This is a genomic window from Vibrio sp. Isolate33 (assembly GCF_022397895.1).
GTDB classification, from domain to species: domain Bacteria; phylum Pseudomonadota; class Gammaproteobacteria; order Enterobacterales; family Vibrionaceae; genus Vibrio; species Vibrio pomeroyi.
Genome location: NZ_JAKEUP010000002.1, coordinates 186,328 through 205,459 on the forward strand (window position 1 = coordinate 186,328; position 19,132 = coordinate 205,459).

Annotated in this window: 15 protein-coding genes; 6 read left to right on the forward strand and 9 right to left on the reverse strand. The window is 45.6% G+C overall.

Annotated features, from left to right (window positions below):
- Positions 1-254 precede the first annotated feature (254 nt).
- The 4 genes from L1D37_RS04100 to L1D37_RS04115 are packed head-to-tail and all read left to right on the forward strand — an operon-like array spanning position 255 to position 4,353.
- Positions 255-1,421 carry an ABC transporter substrate-binding protein gene (locus L1D37_RS04100; protein WP_132935844.1) on the forward strand — a complete coding sequence of 389 codons (1,167 nt, stop codon included), beginning with the start codon at positions 255-257 and terminating at the stop codon, positions 1,419-1,421.
- Between the two features lie 5 nt (positions 1,422-1,426).
- Positions 1,427-3,127: a thiamine ABC transporter permease gene (locus L1D37_RS04105; RefSeq protein WP_239846964.1), complete on the forward strand. Its 1,701-nt coding sequence runs from the start codon at positions 1,427-1,429 to the stop codon at positions 3,125-3,127.
- Entirely contained in the window at positions 3,093-3,743 is a 651-nt protein-coding gene (locus L1D37_RS04110) for an ATP-binding cassette domain-containing protein (protein ID WP_239846966.1), read from the forward strand. Before L1D37_RS04105 ends, L1D37_RS04110 begins: the two co-directional genes overlap by 35 nt.
- Positions 3,733-4,353, forward strand: a complete 621-nt coding sequence (locus L1D37_RS04115) for a CDP-alcohol phosphatidyltransferase family protein (protein ID WP_239846967.1) — start codon at positions 3,733-3,735, stop codon at positions 4,351-4,353. Before L1D37_RS04110 ends, L1D37_RS04115 begins: the two co-directional genes overlap by 11 nt.
- 77 nt (positions 4,354-4,430) lie before the next feature.
- Here the strand turns inward: L1D37_RS04115 and L1D37_RS04120 are convergent, their stop codons facing one another.
- The 4 genes from L1D37_RS04120 to L1D37_RS04135 all read right to left on the reverse strand — a co-directional run bounded on the left by L1D37_RS04120 (position 4,431) and on the right by L1D37_RS04135 (position 9,506).
- Complete coding sequence (locus tag L1D37_RS04120) at positions 4,431-5,384, reverse strand: class I SAM-dependent methyltransferase (RefSeq protein ID WP_239846969.1); 954 nt, start codon at positions 5,382-5,384, stop codon at positions 4,431-4,433.
- Between the two features lie 8 nt (positions 5,385-5,392).
- Complete coding sequence (locus tag L1D37_RS04125; protein WP_239846970.1) at positions 5,393-6,091, reverse strand: TIGR01621 family pseudouridine synthase; 699 nt, start codon at positions 6,089-6,091, stop codon at positions 5,393-5,395.
- A 186-nt stretch (positions 6,092-6,277) separates the two neighbouring features.
- Positions 6,278-7,894, reverse strand: coding sequence for a methyl-accepting chemotaxis protein (locus L1D37_RS04130; protein ID WP_239846971.1), 1,617 nt, complete (start codon positions 7,892-7,894; stop codon positions 6,278-6,280).
- A 178-nt stretch (positions 7,895-8,072) separates the two neighbouring features.
- Complete coding sequence (locus L1D37_RS04135) at positions 8,073-9,506, reverse strand: sodium-dependent transporter (protein ID WP_081090249.1); 1,434 nt, start codon at positions 9,504-9,506, stop codon at positions 8,073-8,075.
- Positions 9,507-9,872: 366 nt separating this feature from the next.
- On the opposite strand from L1D37_RS04135, the gene cls reads away from it, so the two are divergent.
- Together cls and L1D37_RS04145 are read left to right on the forward strand one after the other, a co-directional pair.
- Positions 9,873-11,327, forward strand: coding sequence for a cardiolipin synthase (cls, locus tag L1D37_RS04140; RefSeq protein WP_123310100.1), 1,455 nt, complete (start codon positions 9,873-9,875; stop codon positions 11,325-11,327).
- A 181-nt stretch (positions 11,328-11,508) separates the two neighbouring features.
- Positions 11,509-12,693, forward strand: a complete 1,185-nt coding sequence (locus L1D37_RS04145; RefSeq protein WP_239846972.1) for a cystathionine beta-lyase — start codon at positions 11,509-11,511, stop codon at positions 12,691-12,693.
- 97 nt (positions 12,694-12,790) lie between these two features.
- On the opposite strand, the gene L1D37_RS04150 is transcribed toward L1D37_RS04145, so the two are convergent.
- The 5 genes from L1D37_RS04150 to L1D37_RS04170 form a co-directional block, all read right to left on the reverse strand.
- Positions 12,791-13,261: a hypothetical protein gene (locus tag L1D37_RS04150; RefSeq protein WP_239846973.1), complete on the reverse strand. Its 471-nt coding sequence runs from the start codon at positions 13,259-13,261 to the stop codon at positions 12,791-12,793.
- The gene (locus L1D37_RS04155; RefSeq protein ID WP_239846974.1) at positions 13,252-14,190 is read right to left on the reverse strand and encodes a winged helix-turn-helix domain-containing protein; all 939 of its coding nucleotides are present in this window, start codon (positions 14,188-14,190) and stop codon (positions 13,252-13,254) included. The genes L1D37_RS04150 and L1D37_RS04155 overlap by 10 nt, the downstream gene beginning before the upstream one ends.
- A 109-nt stretch (positions 14,191-14,299) precedes the next feature.
- The gene (locus L1D37_RS04160) at positions 14,300-14,866 is read right to left on the reverse strand and encodes a DNA-3-methyladenine glycosylase I (RefSeq protein ID WP_239846975.1); all 567 of its coding nucleotides are present in this window, start codon (positions 14,864-14,866) and stop codon (positions 14,300-14,302) included.
- 77 nt (positions 14,867-14,943) lie between these two features.
- The gene (locus L1D37_RS04165) at positions 14,944-18,054 is read right to left on the reverse strand and encodes an efflux RND transporter permease subunit (protein ID WP_176681612.1); all 3,111 of its coding nucleotides are present in this window, start codon (positions 18,052-18,054) and stop codon (positions 14,944-14,946) included.
- On the reverse strand, positions 18,047-19,132 hold the full coding sequence (locus L1D37_RS04170) for an efflux RND transporter periplasmic adaptor subunit (protein ID WP_239846976.1): 1,086 nt from the start codon (positions 19,130-19,132) through the stop codon (positions 18,047-18,049). Before L1D37_RS04170 ends, L1D37_RS04165 begins: the two co-directional genes overlap by 8 nt.

Here is a 19,132-nt window from a genome sequence, read left to right on the forward strand (position 1 = left end):
CGTACCAACCTCCAATAAATATCAAAAAAACCTCATTTAGGTGCAATTAATTCACCGCTTTAACGGTCTGTTGGTAGGATGGCAGAGGCCCCTAGTAATTGATTGAATTTACTATTGAATTAGAAATTATTTCAGAAACAGATAGAATAACTATTATGCCGTGTTGATATTTCGTTAGCCACGAAAGGCCAACACAGCCAAGGGAGTTCGAAAATACAATGCTCTTGCCCGTTCACTACCAAATGGAAAAGTTTATGAACAAGATAGTAAGTACGTTAGGAATCATGGCAACCGTTGCATACAGCGCAACCATTTATGCTGATGAAGCAACATCAACCGATAGCTGGAACCAAATAGAACAGCAGGCAGAGGGAGAAACTGTCTACTTTCACGCTTGGGGCGGAAGCCAAGAGATCAATCGTTACCTACAATGGGCAGGCAAGAAGTTACAGAGTGACTACGGTGTTACCTTAAAGCATGTAAAAGTAACCGATATTGCAGAAACCACGACTCGCTTACTTGCAGAAAAAGCAGCAGGCAAGAACAGCGAAGGCAGTGTTGATATCGTTTGGATCAATGGCGAAAACTTCCGTTCGATGAAAGACAACGCTTTGTTGTTTGGCCCGTTCACAGAGTCACTTCCAAACTGGCAGTACGTCGATAAGTCTTTACCGATTGATGTCGACTTCTCTGAACCAACAGAAGGCCTTGAGGCACCTTGGGGCGTTGGACAACTTGTGTTCATTCACGACCAAGAGACACTACACAACCCGCCACAATCATTTTCAGAGATGTTGAGCTACGCTCAAGCTTTCCCAAACCGTTTGAGCTACCCTCGCCCACCTGAATTTCATGGCACTAGCTTTATCAAGTCTCTATTGATTGAGCTAACAAATAACAACCCAGCGCTGGCTCAGCCTGTTTCGGAAGACAACTTCCAAGCGGTAACAGCACCACTTTGGGCTTACCTAGACAAATTCCATAAAGTGGCGTGGCGCGGTGGCAAACAATTCCCTGCAGGCACATCTGAAAGCATCCAACTTCTGGATGACGGGCAACTCGACCTCGCGATTACATTCAATCCAAACTCTGTGTATTCAGCGCAAGCAAGTGGCCGTTTAGCGGAAACCACCAAGGCTTATGCGTTAGAAAGCGGCGCTTTATCTAACATTCACTTCCTTGCGATCCCTTGGAATGCCAATGCAACGGCAGGCGCTCAAGTGACCATTAACTTCCTATTGAGCCCAGAAGCGCAATCTCGTAAGGGTGACCTTAATGTTTGGGGCGATCCTTCAGTCTTGAGCAGTAAATACCTAACCGGAAGTGCTAAAAATACTCAGCAATTTAAGTCAGTTGATGAACCACACCCAAGCTGGCAAAACGCGCTCGAGAAAGAGTGGCTTAAGCGATACGGTAACTAAGCTTGATGCTACGCGCTCTATATTTTGTTGTTATAGTGGTATGCATTATCCCTACGGTTCCTGGGGTAGCGGGAGTGGTGGCCTCGTCACTGAGTTTTATCCCGCCCCTAGGTTTAGATGAGCCCTCTCTCAACGGTTTTAGCCAAGTCTTCCAATGGGAAGGTGCTTGGCACTCCATCGGTTTAAGCCTAAGCTCTGCGATCGCGAGTAGCTACATCGCCTGCTTTCTTACCTTTTGTATTCTTCAAGCCTCTTGGGGAAACAAGTTTTGGAGAAAGATTGAGCTGACGTTGTCGCCAATGTTGGCTATTCCACATGTGGCTTTCGCTATTGGCTTTGCTTTCCTATTCAGCCCAACAGGCCTTGGAGCGAGAGCCGTACATCACCTACTCGGTGAATCGGCGACGAGTTCTGAATTGGCTTTGTTGGTTAAAGACCCATACGCTTTTGGCCTCATCATTATGCTCGCACTCAAAGAAGTCCCTTTCTTGTTGCTGATGAGCATATCGATACTTCAACAAATCGATGTGGAACGTATCACTAAGGTGAGTGCTTCACTAGGCTACAGTCGCTCTCAGATTTGGTGGAAGTGTATTTTCCCACAATGGTTTACTAAGCTTCGTTTCCCAATGCTTGCGGTACTCGCTTACAGCGTATCGGTTGTTGATATTGCTTTGATCATTGGCCCAACGAACCCTCCGACCTTTGCAGTACTAGTATGGCAATGGTTTAACGATCCAGACCTTAACCTACTGCCACGAGCAGCAGCCGGAGCCATTGTTCTATTTGGTTTAGCGTCGTTGATCATCGCCTTAGCGCGTTTAATCGAATGGGCAGTTTTGAAGTACTTTCGAACTTGGCAATATTCAGGCAGAACAGGGGCAAACCTTCCGGGGAAAACCGTCTTTACTGTTCTCGCTGCGTTGTCACTGCTGATCATTCCATTGATGGTAATTTGGAGTGTTGCCCAACGTTGGCGTTTCCCTGACCTACTCCCTAGCCGATATAGCATGCGTTTCTGGGAGTTCGAGTGGGATGGCATCATGAGTACCGTCGGACAAAGCTTATGGATTGGGCTTATTGCCGCTTCTGTAGCTCTAATACTTGCGCTGGTTGCTCACGAATATCGAATCAAATACAAGTGGCAAGTTCCGGGCTTTATTATCGCGATCCCAATGTTGATCCCTCAGCTCTCCGTGTTGTTCGGTATGCAAGTCACCACGCTTTATATCGGCAGCAGCGCTTATGAATTCTGGGTGATTTGGGCACACGTATTCTTCGCCTTTCCATTTGTGTACCTATCTTTAGACGGGCCTTGGAAGAGCTTCAATGATGGACTCATTAAAGCGTCACTCAGCTTGGGCAAGTCGCCATTTCAAAGTTGGTACTCCATCAAGCTGCCGATCTTGTTACCTGCCATTGCTTTCGCTTGGGCGGTCGGGATCAGTGTGAGTTTGGCTCAATACTTACCAACATTAATGCTTGGCGCGGGTCGCATTAGCACAATCACCACTGAAGCTGTTGCGCTAACGAGTGGTTTCGACCGCAGAGTGACCGCTATTTACGCCATTTGGCAGGCCTTATTGCCTCTATTCTTTTTCTCTTTAGCGATATTAGTCAGCCGACTTCAACTCAGATATCGCCGTCTTACTTTTAAGGGTTTCCTAAGTAATGAGTCTGTACCTCAACGACCTCGCCATCCATAAGAACGATGGTGAATCGCTGTTTTCAGCGCTAAACGTAACATTAGAATCTGGCCAAGTACTGGCTTTGATGGGGCCGAGCGGCTGCGGAAAATCGACTTTATTAGATGCCGTTGCTGGGCACCTGAATGAAGAGTTTTCATACTCTGGCACTGTTGTTTTGAACGATATTCAGCTCGATGAACTCCCATCACATCAACGTCAGGTCGGTATTTTGTTTCAAGATGACTTGCTATTCCCTCATCTAAAAGTGTGGGAAAACTTGGCATTCTCATTACCTAACTCTGTTAAAGGCTCAGCTCGCCAGCAACAAGCAATGGCGGCGTTAAAAGACATTGAATTAACTCATTTAGCTGAGTCCTTCCCCGATCAAATCTCCGGCGGCCAACGGGCGAGAATAAGCTTAACTCGTATGCTTTTGGCTAAACCTAAATTGGCTTTGCTTGATGAACCATTCAGTAAATTAGACCAAGAGCTCAGAGCACAGTTTCGTGATTGGGTGTTTGAACAGCTGACAAAAGCCAACATCCCTACGCTGATGGTGACGCACGACGACGCAGATGTGCCTCAAGGGGCTCAAGTACTGTCTTGGCCATGGAGAAGTCACAATGCTGGATAAGTACTCAATCAAGGTCATTAAGTGGCCGTTAAACCAATCAGCAAAGGTACTGAATCAAATCGGTATCACAGCGAACCAAACCACTCTGTTCGGATTTTTAATCGGTTGTTTAGCGTTTCCTGCGTTAGCATTTCAACAATATGAGTGGGCGTTAGGCTTCATTGTATTCAACCGAGTGTGTGATGGACTTGATGGCGCTTTGGCTCGAATCCAAGGCATTAGCGATGCGGGCGGCTTCCTTGATATCAGCCTAGATTTCCTTTTCTATTCGCTGATTCCTTTTGGTTTTGTGATAGCGAGCCCTGAGCACAACGCTATTGCTGGTGCATTTTTGATCTTCTCTTTTATCGGCACAGGCAGCAGCTTTTTGGCGTTTGCGGTGATGGCAGGCAAACGAGGCATCGAGAACCCCGTTTATAAACACAAATCGCTCTACTACATGTCTGGTTTAACTGAAGGCACAGAGACCATCGCCTGTTTCATTGCCTTTTGTATTTGGCCTCAACACTTTGCAGTTATTGCTTACACCTTTGGTGCGGCATGTTGGCTGACTACATTTATGAGAATTTATTTTGGGTTCCAAACCCTCAAGACTCAGCAAGAGAGCTAGCATTCTAACGACAAAACCAAGATACAAAAACGCCGCTCAATATGAGCGGCGTTTTTTTAACTGATGTATAAAATCAATTAGGCGTCAGCAGAAGCGCTAATCTTAAACCTCAGTACCTTAAGACTTGAATCAAGGTCGACATCCACAAACTCAGGCGGGTTGTCTAGACGCTCGATAAACTCAACGTTTGGCGCTTCTTCTGCCATCGTCTCGATAAGGAAGTTAGGAGAAACCGCTGGTGAGTTAACACACGCAATCACTTCACCACCTTCTGTTAGAAGCTCAGGTAATCGACGTAAGATCTTTTTGTAGTCTTTAGTTAACGCAAAGCTGCCTTTTTGGAATGAAGGCGGATCGATGATAACCAACTCGTAAGGGCCGCCTTTCTTAATTTTTCCCCATGACTTAAAGATGTCGTAACCAAGGAAATTCACTGAGCGCATGTCGTGGTCATTTAAACGGTGATTATCACGGCCTTTGTTTAGCGAGCCACGTGACATGTCCACGTTCATGCACTGGCGAGCGCCACCAGCGATAGCTGCGACAGAGAAGCCACAAGTGTATGCGAACAAGTTAAGAACATTCTTACCCTTGGCATTATCTTGTACCCACTGACGACCGTTACGCATGTCTAGGAACAAACCGAAGTTCTGATTACGGCCAATGTCGAGCTGATATTTAAGACCGTGCTCAACCACGATTGGAGAGTCGTTTAGCTCGCCCCACAGCACTTCTGAAGGCGCACCATCGGCATAACGGTGTTGCAGAACAATACTTGTGCCCTTCTTTGCTTGCCAGATGTCTTTATTGGTCTGCTCAACCAATCCAGCTTTAAGAGATGACAAGAACTCATCGTCTACTTCTTTGAATACGTTAACCAGTAGCTGCCCATCAACCCAATCACATGTCAGTTGCTCTAGACCTGGCCAAAACTTACCACGACCGTGAAAGATACGACGCAGTTCATTCGGTACTTCATTAAGTTGCTGTTCAATATGACTAAAAAACAGAGGTAAAGCTGATGCTTCCATTATTTCACTCACTTAGTGTTTAGCTTTGGCCAAGTTAATGACCAAGGTTCAAGCCAACTGTCCAAACCGTTAGAGACGGTTTCTTGATGCCACTTCTCTCCTAAAGAGTCTAAGCTCCTTGGGTCGCAGACATATTCGTAGGCTTGTGATTGATAGGTAAATCGAATCGCGAAGGCATGCAGATAGCCTCTGTCCGCCTCACTCGATGGATTGTAAATAGGGTCACCAACAATAGCGGAACCGATCGACTTCATCGCGACACGGATCTGGTGAGTTCGCCCCGTATAGGGTTTGCATAAAAGCAGGCGCTCACCGGGTTCAGCCGTTGCTGATAAAAACTGGGTAATCGCTGGGTTTTCTTTACTGGTCAGTAGTTTCCAGCTAGAGCGTCGTGAACGCTCCATATCTCCAGAAATCAAACCCTGCTTTTTCTTCGGCTTCTTAGAGCCAATCGCAAGGTAGTACTTTTCCACTTCACGCTTTGCGAAAAGCTGTGAAAGCTCACTCGCCGCTGAAGAATTCTTTGCTAGCAGCAGAATGCCTGAGGTCATTTTATCAAGGCGATGAACGAGATACAGCTTAGGTTCATTGATTACCTTAGCCACTTCTTGAAGCAACATAGTATCGCCATCGTCTTTGTGGACGCTGACACCGGGGTGCTTATTGATAAGTAAAAAATCAGAGTGGTTCAGAAGAATATCGAACATGTAAAGGCTAGCTCCATTGTAGAACGTGGAGTATACCGTGTCTGAACCCAGATTCCAGCTACGAAAAAGCCCAACGAACTCAATTAACATTGAATCATTGGGCTTCTCTTTATTTGTCCGCTTTCGGTAATCGGTTTTTAGTTCCGATTGAATGCGAACTAAGCACTAAGCACTAAGCACTAAGCACTAAGCAAGTTTGAACTTACCAACCAGAGCTTCTAGCTCAGCAACCTTAGCATTCAAACCTGAAGTGTTTTCAGAGCTACGCGTCGCCAGTTGCAAAGACTGCTCAGAAATATCACTGATCGCCGTAATATCCGCCGCAATCTCTTTAGTCACAGCCGTCTGTTCTTCTGCCGCTGTCGCGATAGAGTTAACCATGCTCTGTACATTGCCCGCACCGCTTACAATCGCTTCAAGCGCTGAAACAGCACCTGAGCTTTGCTCTACGCCAATCTCCACCAAACGGCAGTTATCTTGAGTGTAAGTGACCGCTTCTTGCGTACCCGACTGAATAGATTGAATGATACCAGACACTTCTTGCGTCGCTTTGGTCGTTCTCTCCGCTAACGCGCGTACTTCATCGGCAACCACAGCAAAACCACGGCCGAATTCACCCGCACGAGCCGCTTCAATTGCAGCGTTAAGAGCTAATAGGTTAGTTTGCTCAGCAATGTCTTCGATTACCTTGATAACGCTACCAATCTGCTCACCGTGAGAACCGAGAGTGTTCATTTGCAGCGACATATCGCTCATTTGAGTCGACACTTGTTGAATACTCGCCACCATCTCAACAATCACGTTACGGCCATCTTCTGCAGAGGTCTCAGAGCGGCGCGCTTCTTCATAAGTAGAAGTACCTTGCTGAGCCACTTCAGAAATGGTCAAGCTTAGCTCTTCAGCAGCCGTCGCAATTAGGTTTGCTTTATCAGCTTGAGCCGATGCACCTGTCACGATATCTTGGCTGATTGACGATAACTCGCCAGTCACCGATTGAACTTGGTGAGTCACTGAAGAGATAGAACCCAGTAGGTCGACCAAGGATTTCTGCATCTGGTTAATCGACTTAGCCAGTTCAGCCAGTTCGTCACCAGAATCATCAATAATGTCGCCTGCCGTTAGGTCACCATTTGCTACACGTCGTGCGACTTGTTCAACACGAGTCAAACGGTTGGTAATAGAGCTAGACAACACATACGCAATCACACAACCAAATACGATCGCAATCGCAGACAACACCATGATGGTGCGCTCAATGGTAGTAAACGTATCGGTTAGCGTAAGCAGTGATTGCTCTGTATCTGCACGCTCACTTGCTGACGCTTGATCAAGCAAGTTTTCAATTGGGATCAAGTTACTCTCGTACAGTGAACGCAGCTGTTGAATGTTGGCAAGTAGCTCAGATTCATCATTGATCTTAGGCACGAGTGTCGCTTCAAACTCTTGAGTGAAACGTCCCATGAGATCTTCAATTCGCTCAATACGGCGATGATCTTCTGAACCTCTGCTTTCTAAACGCTTTGCTTGCGCGATGGCTTGAGCAAATTCGTTCTTATTCGAGCGGTAGTCATCAAGTGCATTATCAACCTGAATGATCGCACCTAATGCATCTCGGTAAACGTCCCCAGCTTCATCGATCAGAACAAGGTAGGTAACGGTACCCGGTACATCATCCATTCTGATTTCATCAGCGCTCTTGTGAGCTCCAATGACTTCTATCCATACAATACCGACTAACGTGACAAGCACCGCCAATATAGACCCAAAACCGGCATACAGTTTCTTTCTCACTGACAATTTCACACAACACCTACCTAATTAAAATACGGGCTAAGCAGCCCTAACCAATAAATATATCGGCTATCAGACGGATAACTTTAGTGAATGTAAGGTTTTTATTTTTCGATAATAATTAAGTATTTAAAGCAAAAAAAACGGGAGCCATTGGCTCCCGTTTTTTCGTTATTTACTTAGCTTGCGATTATAGCTTCTTAGAGATAAGCGCAGAGCCAGCAATAATACCAATACCTAGTAGCATGATTGCACCTTTACCGCTGTCGAAGCCAGAAGAGATACCCATGAACGCTACGATAGCGATAGCTACTGGGATGATGTACTTAACGAGTGTGTACCATAGACCGAATAGTGGGAAAGATACTTCACCGTCGTTGGTGATTTCTTTCTCTAGGTCAGCACGGTTTAGTCTCCAACCAGCGAAGATACATACCAACATACCGCCAACAGCTAGGAAGATCTTATCAGTTAGTAGGTCGAAGATATCGAACGCACCAGTACCGAACAGTGTTGGACCGAAGCCACCAAGTGATAGAGAAGCGAAGATACATAGAATCGCCATTACTACACTTGCAGACAGCACAGCTGTTACACGCTTCATGCCTTTCTCATCGATTAGGTAAGAAACCACAACTTCAAGTAGAGATACTGAAGAAGTCAGTGCCGCAACACTTAGACCAACGAAGAACATAAGAGCAAATAGAAGACCAACTACGCCGCCCATTTCAGCGAATAGCTGAGGAACAACAACGAATACTAGACCAGGACCAGCTGCAGGCTCCATACCGAATGCGAACATTGCAGGGAACATTGCAACACCAGCTAGGATAGCAACACCAGTATCCATTGCAGTAACCATAGCTGTAGTTTGAACTAGGTTCTCTTTCTTCTTAAGGTAAGAACCGTATGTCAACATACAACCCATACCAAGAGATAGTGAGAAGAATGCTTGACCTAGTGCAGCTAGGATGACACCGCTGTCTACTTTAGAGAAGTCAGGGCTGAATAGGAATTCAAGACCAGCCATCGCGCCCGGAAGCATGATGCCTTTGATTGATACCACGATAAGGATGATGAAAAGAAGTGGCATCAGAATCTTACCCGCTTTCTCAATACCGCCAGAAATACCTTTCATAACAATTACAATGTTAAGTAGTAGGTATAGGCCCATCCACATAAGTGGTTGAACTGGGTTTGAGATAAAACCACCGAAGCTGTCACCAATTGCTTCAGGTGCGTCTAGTAGACCACCAGCAATTTTACCGATGTATGCGATAGACCAGCCACCTACTACAGGGTAGAAACCCATGATAAGTAGACCACTCACTACGCCGATAACACCAGCGAACGTCCAACGACGGTCAGTTGTTTTAAATGCACCTACTGCTGATTTTTGCGTATGACGGCCAATAGCAAATTCAGTCAGCATGACACTGAAACCAATGAAGATTACGAAAAACAGGTAAATTGCAACGAATGCACCACCGCCACTCTCGCCTGCTGTGTATGGGAATTTCCAAATGTTACCTAAGCCAACAGCAGAACCTGCTGCAGCCATTACGAATCCTAACTTCGAACCCCAGGTATCGCGGGGTGTTGTGGTTGTATTACTAGTAGCCACGTGTACTCCAAACTTTTGTGTTATGTGATGTTGTGTTTTGCTTTGGGTGGCGTCTTTAAAAGATAAGATGTATAAAAAAATTTACACATCTAAAAGATTTGATTGACGCTCGTATATAGCAAGTAAACCAGTTTAAGAATAAAATTGGAAGTCCGAACCGTACATATTTCGTTACCAATGTAAATTTTTATGGTTAAATGCCGCGTTTTCATACAAAACAATCGTTTTCGTCTTAAGTTAACCAAAACTTAACAACTATAACCTGTTTACAGCTTTAGCTCTAATTTGTAAATAGTTGATTCCTTAAATTCCCATATCCGTAAAATAGCATTACTATCTAAGTGTCTCTTTTTTCGAGTATTCAATGTGGAAAAGCTCTACCATTTTTTAACTTTGGCATCTGTCGCGTTGTACTGGGTTCTCGTAGCCGGTGTAACACTGCGTGTTGTACTAAAACGACGCTCTGTGAGTGTTTCTCTCGCGTGGTTGATGGTTATCTACATTATCCCAATTGTCGGTGTCGCTTGTTACTTCCTTTTCGGTGAGCTAAACCTCGGCCGAAAAAGGGCTGAGCGCGCACATCGCATGTTTACTCCCTTTGGTGATTGGTTCCGAAAGTTAGATGATTGCCAACTTCACCTTCCCGGCAAAGTCGGTTCCCCTATCCACAAGATCGATGAGCTTTGTAATAATCGAATGGGCATTCCTGCACTCAGTGGAAACACCCTATCGCTGCAATCTTCGCCAAATGAGATCCTACACGCAATCATTGAAGATATAGAAAACGCTCAGACCAGCATTAAGATGGTTTTCTATATTTGGCATCCTGGCGGCCTCACGGATTCGGTTGCCTCGGCTCTTATTCGAGCCGCGAAACGTGGCGTCGATGTTAAAGTTTTGCTCGATTCTGCGGGCAGTCCGCGCTTTTTCAAAAGCCATTGGCTGTCCATGATGAAAGACGCAGGCGTTCACGTTGTGCAAGCATTGGAAGTGAGCCCTTGGCGTATTTTCCTACGACGCTTAGATTTAAGGCAGCATCGCAAGATCATCGTCATTGATGAAACCATTGCCTATACCGGTTCAATGAACATGGTCGACCCTGCTCACTTCAAACAGAGTTCAGGCGTAGGTCAGTGGATAGATGTGATGGTTCGAGTGACAGGCCCGACCGTTAACGTGTTATCCGCCATTCACGGTTGGGATTGGGAAGTGGAAACAGGTGAACGAATCCTTCCTGATTTACCAGAATGTCCAGTTGAAGAGGTCATGACCCATCATCCTGTTCAAGTCGTGCCATCAGGACCTGGCATGCCGGAATACTTGATCTTGCAAGTGCTAACCATTGCGATCAATCAGGCGAATCATTCTGTACGTATCACTACGCCCTACTTCGTCCCAAGCGCCGACTTGTTAGAGACACTGAAGATGACAGCGCAACGAGGCGTCAACGTAGAACTGATCATTCCACATAACAACGATTCACTAATGGTTAAGTGGGCATCTCGCGCTTTTTATACTGAGTTACTTGAAGCTGGCGTGAAGATCTACGAGTTTTACGGTGGCCTTCTTCATACCAAGTCGGTTGTTATCGATGAAGAGTTTTGTTTGATCGGAACGGTCAACATCGACATGCGCAGCCTATGGCTCAACTTTGAAGTGACACTAGCTGTAGATGATGTGCACTTCACTCAGCAGCTTTCTGAACTACAACAATCGTACATTGAGTCATCTCACCCAGTTGTACTGGAACAGTGGGAACAGAGAAACTTACGAAATCGCTTCTTTGAAAGATTGTTCTATTTGTTCAACCCTTTGCTGTAATGTATATGATGAGTCGATTGCGGCTCATCACTTCCTCCCTTAAGTTTTTAACCTTTCACCATTAATTAAGTGAAAGGTTAAAAAGCGAAAGAAAAGCGTAAAAACTCCCGCTCCCCTCTTGCTTTGAAGGCTATTGGCATGTTTTAAATAGGACATAACCGATTGATAAGGAATTCACAGCATGTCCGAGAACAAAACCACTAAGCTGATCACTGCAGGTCGTGATAAGAAGTGGACCAATGGTGTCGTTAACCCACCAGTACAGCGCGCTTCAACTGTCGTATTCAACTCAGTAGAAGAGAAGCGTAAAGCTACGATTAACCGCGCTAACAAAACACTTTTTTACGGACGTCGTGGAACCAACACTCATTTCGCCTTCCAAGATGCCATGGTGGAAGTTGAAGGCGGCGCAGGCTGTGCACTCTACCCTTGTGGTACAGCAGCTATCTCTAACGCCATTCTCTCTTTTGTAGAAACAGGCGACCATATTCTGATGGTCGACACCTGCTACGAACCGACGCGTGATTTCTGTGACACCATCATGAAGAAGATGGGTGTAGAGACAACTTACTACGAACCAACGATTGGTGAAGGCATCCAAGACCTCATCAAGCCAAACACTAAGGTGCTATTTACCGAGTCTCCGGGTTCAGTCACCATGGAAGTCCAAGACATTCCAACGCTCGCGCGTATTGCCCACGAACACGACATCATCGTGATGCTAGATAACACTTGGGCAGCTGGCGTTAACTTCTCACCGTTTGATTTTGGTGTCGATATCTCGATTCAAGCGGCGACCAAGTACATAGTGGGTCACTCAGATGTGATGCTGGGCACTGCGGTTGCCAACGAGAAATGCTGGGATCAACTGAGAGAGCAGAGCTACTTGATGGGACAATGCGTTTCACCAGATGATGCTTACCTTGGTCTTCGTGGTATCCGTACTCTTGATGTTCGTCTGCGCCAACACGCTGAGAGCAGCTTGAAAGTCGCTAAATGGCTAGAAACTCGCCCTGAGGTTGACCACGTTCGCCACCCTGCTCTTGAGTCTTGCCCTGGTCATGAATTCTTCAAACGAGATTTTACTGGCGGCAATGGCTTGTTCTCGTTTGTTCTAAAGAGCTCCAACACAAAAGCAACGACAGCACTGCTTGATGGCATGACACACTTCAGCATGGGTTACTCATGGGGTGGTTTCGAAAGCTTAATTCTAGCGAATGAACCAAGCAGTTTTGATAGCCTAAGAACGGTAGCGAATCCAAACTTCGAAGGTACTTTGATTCGTGTTCATATCGGCTTAGAAGATGTCGATGATTTGATTGCAGATCTTGAGGCTGGATTAGAACGTTACAACGCTCTGGTTTAATCTGAACGTTAGATTCCAATAAGCAAAAAGGCAGGATATTCCTGCCTTTTTCAGTTCTGCCTATCAGTTGTCTACAGTCCCATTACTGACGCGCTCATTATTGAACCTTAAAGCACGTCCAGTTGAAGATTTCTGAGCGGTGTTCATTAAACAGATACAGGGACTGCTCTTTCTCCAAGATCGAGTAATCAATGGTCACCCCTTTGTACTCACTGTATTCCTGATTAATGATCGGATCATGAAACGGAGTGGCGGTTCTCACATCAATAATACTCATCGACAAATGATTCCCATCAAGACCGTAGTAACCGGAATAAAGATTTTCCATTGTGCCTTCGTTACCATCTTTCTCTGTGATCGTCACAAACTCTCTCATACTAAAAGTTTGGTCAGACTGAAAAGTAATGCTCATTCGCTCATAAAGCGATTGATACGGTTGGAATGCCTGAGATAAGAAATCCGTTTTTAGCGTTTTACAGTGCCAGCGAGTGCCCGCTAATGCGTTCTGTTCCAGCAAAAAGCTTGCTGCAGCAACTGCCAATAGAATGAGTAAGCCAATTAATCGCAAAAGTAGCTCCTCTTTTCCATATGAGCTGCAAATGAGTCAAAAGACGTATCGACATTGAAAATCGTCGCCCCATAGTTGAGGGCCTCTCCATCCTTCCTTTGCACCAACATATACAAAGCATCATTTTCGGGCTGATCAACAGATGGGTAAATACGAACAAAGACATCAACGTTGCAGTGACTCGGCAACACATCCGTAAGCTTTTGGGTAATCGCTGGCAATGAATAGCCTTCATCGTGAACAATGTGGAAAAAGTATTGATTGGTATTGTCTGTGTAACTGTCTCTATATTCCGTCTTATCAACAAAATAAGGCATTGGCGCATAATAGGTTTGGAAAAGGTTGAACGCCGTTACGAGTACACAAATCAACGCCACTAAGTAACCAGCTTTAATGAGGTGCGCTTTGCTTTTCGAATTTGAAGGCTCTAGCTCAACTGAGCTCTGTTCTTGATTCGATGAAATGTTGAGTTCTGAATCTGATGTCGTTGTCTTGTTCGCATCGGTAGAGGTTTCAGTCGCTAACAACGCCTCTTGAGCGACAGACGAAGGGTTTGATTCGACCCCCTCTGTCGTCACTGGACAAGATACAACTTCAGCTTCGCTAGGTTTGATCGACTCATTGATTTCAAGCGAATAGCCCGTTTTACTCACGGTACGAATCGTCGCACAACCACAAGTGACTCGAGACAGGGTTTTGCGAATCTTAGAGATCACATTGGTGAGTGCTTGCTCTGAGACAATCACATTGCCCCAGCACCTATCAAATATCAGGCCTCGTTCAATGCATTCACCAGCATTCTCTAGCAAGAACAGGAACACCTTACCTTCCAACGGCGCGATAGTTTCTACGTGGCCATCTTCACGCACAAACTGCCTAAGCAAGGGATCATAACTAGCATCACAAATTTGGTAGCTTTGTTGTTTCACTATCGTCTTCTAGGTTTTAATTCGGTCGCATATGATATTGAATAGTTTATAAATGACCAGTGAATTTTCCCATTTTCACGCAATTATTTCGCGACAATAAATAACATTTTTATTTGTAAGGACAACCAACTAGATGGTCATTCACCATACCTGTTGCTTGCATAAACGCGTAACAGATTGTTTCCCCTACAAACTTGAATCCTCTTTTCTTCAAAAACTTGCTCATCGCTTTGGATTGCTCAGTAGAAGCCGGGACTTGAGACATCTCTGTCCATTGATTGACGATCACCTCATTATCAACAAACTGCCATAAAGCATTCGATAGAGACCCAAACTCTTTCTGAAGTTCAAGCGTTGCACGCGCATTGTTGTAAACCGAGGCAATCTTACCCTTATGTTTAACCACATCGAAGTTTTCAATGATGCTTGGCACATTGTCTTCATTAAGTGCAGCTAGCTTATTGAGGTCGTAGTTTTCAAATGCAGCACGATAGCCTTCGCGTTTTTTGAGTATCGTAATCCAACTTAGGCCGGCTTGGGCACCTTCCAACGTAATGAACTCAAACAACACTTGGTCATCGTAAACAGGTACACCCCATTCTGCATCGTGATATTCCCTTTCAAGCTCATGTTTCAGTGCCCACGCACAGGTTCTATCCACTGTATTTTCTTCCATCTCGATGGTCTCTTTTTAGTACTCGTACATAAAAATAATGCCCCAATAAGGGGCATTATTTCAAAGGTTAGTTGGCGTTAAGCAACTTCAATTTTATGGAATAGACGATACAGCACAGGTACTACGATTAGCGTGAGTACAGTCGCAAAGCCTAAACCAAACATAATGGTTACTGCCATTGGTTTGAAGAAGATATCTGGTAGTAGAGGGATCATACCAAGAATGGTGGTGATCGCCGCCATACATACCGGACGAACACGACTCAGTGCCGCATCAACAACCGCTACATATGGATCTTTACCTGACTTCATCTCAATCTCAATTTGATCAAGCAGTACGATACCGTTCTTCAGAAGCATCCCTGATAGACTCAAGAAGCCCAACAGCGCCATAAAGCCAAATGGTGTATTCAAGGCTAACAAGCCTGTCGTCACCCCTATCAAGGCGAGTGGCACCGTTAACCAAACAATCAGAGGCTCTTTCACCGAGTTAAACAAGAACACAGTGATTAAGAACATGAACAAGTAACCCAGAGGCATAGTTGTAAACAGTGACGCCTGTGCATCTGCCGACGACTCATATTCACCACCCCACTCCAATGAGTAGCCCGGTGGCATCTCAATCGCTTCAATTTGTGGTTGTAAGCGTTTCTGTAAAGTCGAAGCCGTTTCTTCACCCAATAGATCTGGATCCGCCATTACCGTCAGCATACGCTTACGGTTCTTACGGATGATCAGTGGGTCTTCCCATTCCAGTTCGTAACCTAGCGTTACTTGTTGCAGTGGGATGTACTCACTTAGTGCTGGGCTCCAAATCTTCATGCCTTCGATGTTACGGATATCAACACGCTCATCTTCAGGCAAACGAGCCACGATAGGCATCAGCGTAGTACCGTCACGGTACACACCAATCGATTTACCAGAGAAAGACATCGCCAGGAAATCATCAACGTCAGACTTAGTAATACCGTAGCGACGAGCTTGGCTTTCGTTGAACTGAGGCTCTAACACCTTAGTTCTTTCACGCCAGTCGTGACGAACGTTAAATGCACCGTCATCAGCACGCATGATGTCCATCACTTGAGCTGCAATTGAACGTAATACCGTTGGATCAGAACCTACAATTCGCGCTTCAATTTTCGCACCGCCACCAGGACCTAATTCGATTTGTTTCAGCTTGTAGTCGATCTCAGGGAACTGACCGTTTACGTGTTCACGGAAACGCAGCATCAACCCTTCAAGTACTTCGTAGCTCTTCACACGAACCGTTATCTCGCCATATGCGCTATAACTTTTTTCTGGTGAGTAAGTCAGCATGAAACGTTGTAAACCTTTACCTGCCGTCGTCGTGATGTGCTCAACTTCGTCTTGCTCTGCTAACCAACCCTCAAGCACTTTAAGCTTGGTGTTGGTCGCGCGAATGTCGGTACCTTCCGGCATCCAAACATCCACTTGGAACATCGGTGTTGTCGAAGATGGGAAGAAGGCTTGTTTTACAAAACCAAAGCCGTAAACACTCGCACCCAAACCAATAATCAGAACGAACATGGTTAGCCACGCACGCTTCATACAGAACTCAAGGAAGTTTTTATAGATAACAAAAACCATCCCGTTGTATGGGTCTTTGCCTTCGTTATCAGGATCAACCTTTTGGCCTTTGAAGAACATGTCAGCAAAGAATGGTGTAATCGAGATTGCCGTAAACCAACTCAGCATGAGTGAGATCAGTAGAACCGTAAACAAGGTGCCACAGTATTCGCCGGTTGAGTCTTCAGACAAACCGATAGGCGCAAAAGCGGTCACCGCAATTACGGTTGCACCCAACAGCGGCCATTTAGTTTGGGTTACGATATCGGTGGCGGCCTGCATCCGGGTTCGCCCCTTCTGCGTGCCGATCAATATCCCTTCCACCACCACAATGGCATTATCCACCAGCATCCCCAAGGCGATAACCAATGCGCCTAATGAAATACGTTGGAGATCAATCTTGAAGTACTGCATGAAAATGAAGGTACCGAAAACGGTCAACAGCAGTATCAAACCGATCAACAGACCGGAGCGTAGCCCCATGAAGAACAGCAGAACCACGATTACGATCGCAACCGCCTGACCTAAGCTCACGACAAATCCACTTACCGACTTATCTACCTCTTTCGGTTGGTTATAAACCTCAGAGATATCGATGCCGACAGGTTGTTGGTACTTAAGCTCAGCAAGTCTTCGGTCAAAGGCTTCACCCACCGCAACCACGTTGACACCTTGTGCAAAAGAGACACCGAGGTTGAGTGCGAGTTTACCGTTGTAGCCGATGATGTTACTTGGTACTTCAACGTAGCCACGAGTGACGTCAGCTACATCTTTCAAATAGATGAGACCTTGAGCGCCGCCTTCAGTCAGAATCAAATCGCCAAGCTGTTCAACATTCTGGAACTCACCCGTTGGATGGATTCGAATGTATTCGTCGCCAATTCTGACCGCACCAGCACTTGATACAATGTTTTGAGTCGATAAAAGATTAAATACCGTGCTTGGAGACAGACCTAATGAGCTAATCCGCTTCATCGATATTTCAATGAAAACTTGCTCTTGTTGTTGACCAGAAACAGAGACCTTACTGACCCCATCAACCAACTCCAGCTCTCGCCTTAGATAATCGATGTAATCTAGAAGCTCTTTGTAACTGTAGCCATCGCCCGTTACCGCGAGCAAAATACCGTAAACGTCACCGAAGTCATCGATAACTTGAGGGTCATTCACGCCTGGCGGCAGTTCGACCTTCAAATCATTCACTTTTCGACGAAGTTCATCCCATATTTGCGGAAGATCATCAGGCCCGTAGTTATTCTTCATCGTTACCGTTACCTGAGACAGGCCACGGCTTGAGATAGAGTTAACTTCATCCACATAAGTAAGCTGCTGAATCGCTTTCTCTAGTGGATAGGTCACTTCCTCTTCCACTTGCTGAGGGGTCGCTCCTGGGTAAGAGGTTACAACCATCGCATCTTTGATAGTGAAGGCAGGATCTTCTAGACGACCCAAACCAAAGAATGCAGAAACACCACCAATAAGAAAGATCAGAGATAGCATCCAGCTAATGACTTTGTTACGTATAAAGTAAGAAGCAACACCTGTGATCTGATCATCACCCTGTTGATCGTCATTTTGAGGCTTGTTATTCACTTCACTCATTGTTCGTCTCCTGAGACAATACTTCCACTGTCATCCCATCTCGCAATCGCGATACGCCTGCAACAACGACATGCTGCCCCATTTCTAATCCTTTCATTATCTGCAATGTTTTCTGGTTTGCTTTTCCTAACACGACTTGTTGTTTCGAGACTGTCTTGTCGTCGTTAAGAACCCACACATAAGAGTTTTGACGATCCAGTTCATCACCGTCTGCATTGAATACCGCTTCGATTGGGATCAAAACGCCAGCCTTCAGATCCAAACCGATATCTCGGCCGTTTGAAGTCACCTCGACAGCCATGCCATCAAGAATCAAATCTTCTTCAGGCATAGGCAAAGCTAGTGTCACCGTGAACGTACCCGTGCTTGGATCCGGCTCAGTCGTGAATTCCTTAATACCGGCGGTGTACTCATTGCCACTCGGTACTCGAACGACTGCCTCAACATTCGCTAGTAGTTTTTCACTTGGTTGATTCACATAGATTTGGTCAGGAAGCTGAATCACAACTTCGACATCCTCGACACTGTGAATGTTCACAATCTGTTGGCCTACCTGAATATTTTCATATTGGTCGACACTCACACGAGAGATAATCCCATCAACTGGGGCACGAAGATTAGTGAAAGACAAACGCAGTTTCGCAAGCTCTAACTCGGCATAAGCGATCTGACGTTGCGCGGCGATTTCATCAAACTGCGATTTCGCCAATAGCCCTTTCTTCACCAACGGACTTGAACGTCTGTATTGGCTGTTGATTACCGTATAACGCGCCTGAGCGTTGTCCACATCCAATTGATAATCAGTCGGGTCAAGCTCTGCAATGATGTCACCGGCTGAAACTCGTTCACCTTCTTTAACATCAAGCTTGTAGATTTCACCTGCTACTCGAAAACTAAGATGAGCTTTCTCAGCCGCATTTGCGACCGCTGGAAAATAGAGTTTGTCGCTAAAATCGATAACTGAAATCTCGACAGCTTTAACCAAGGGTGTGTTATCCACTTCTACCACTTGTTTATCTTCACAAGCTGTAAGTAGGGCTAAACACGACAGCCCTGCGGCCACTTTAAGTGTTTTCAT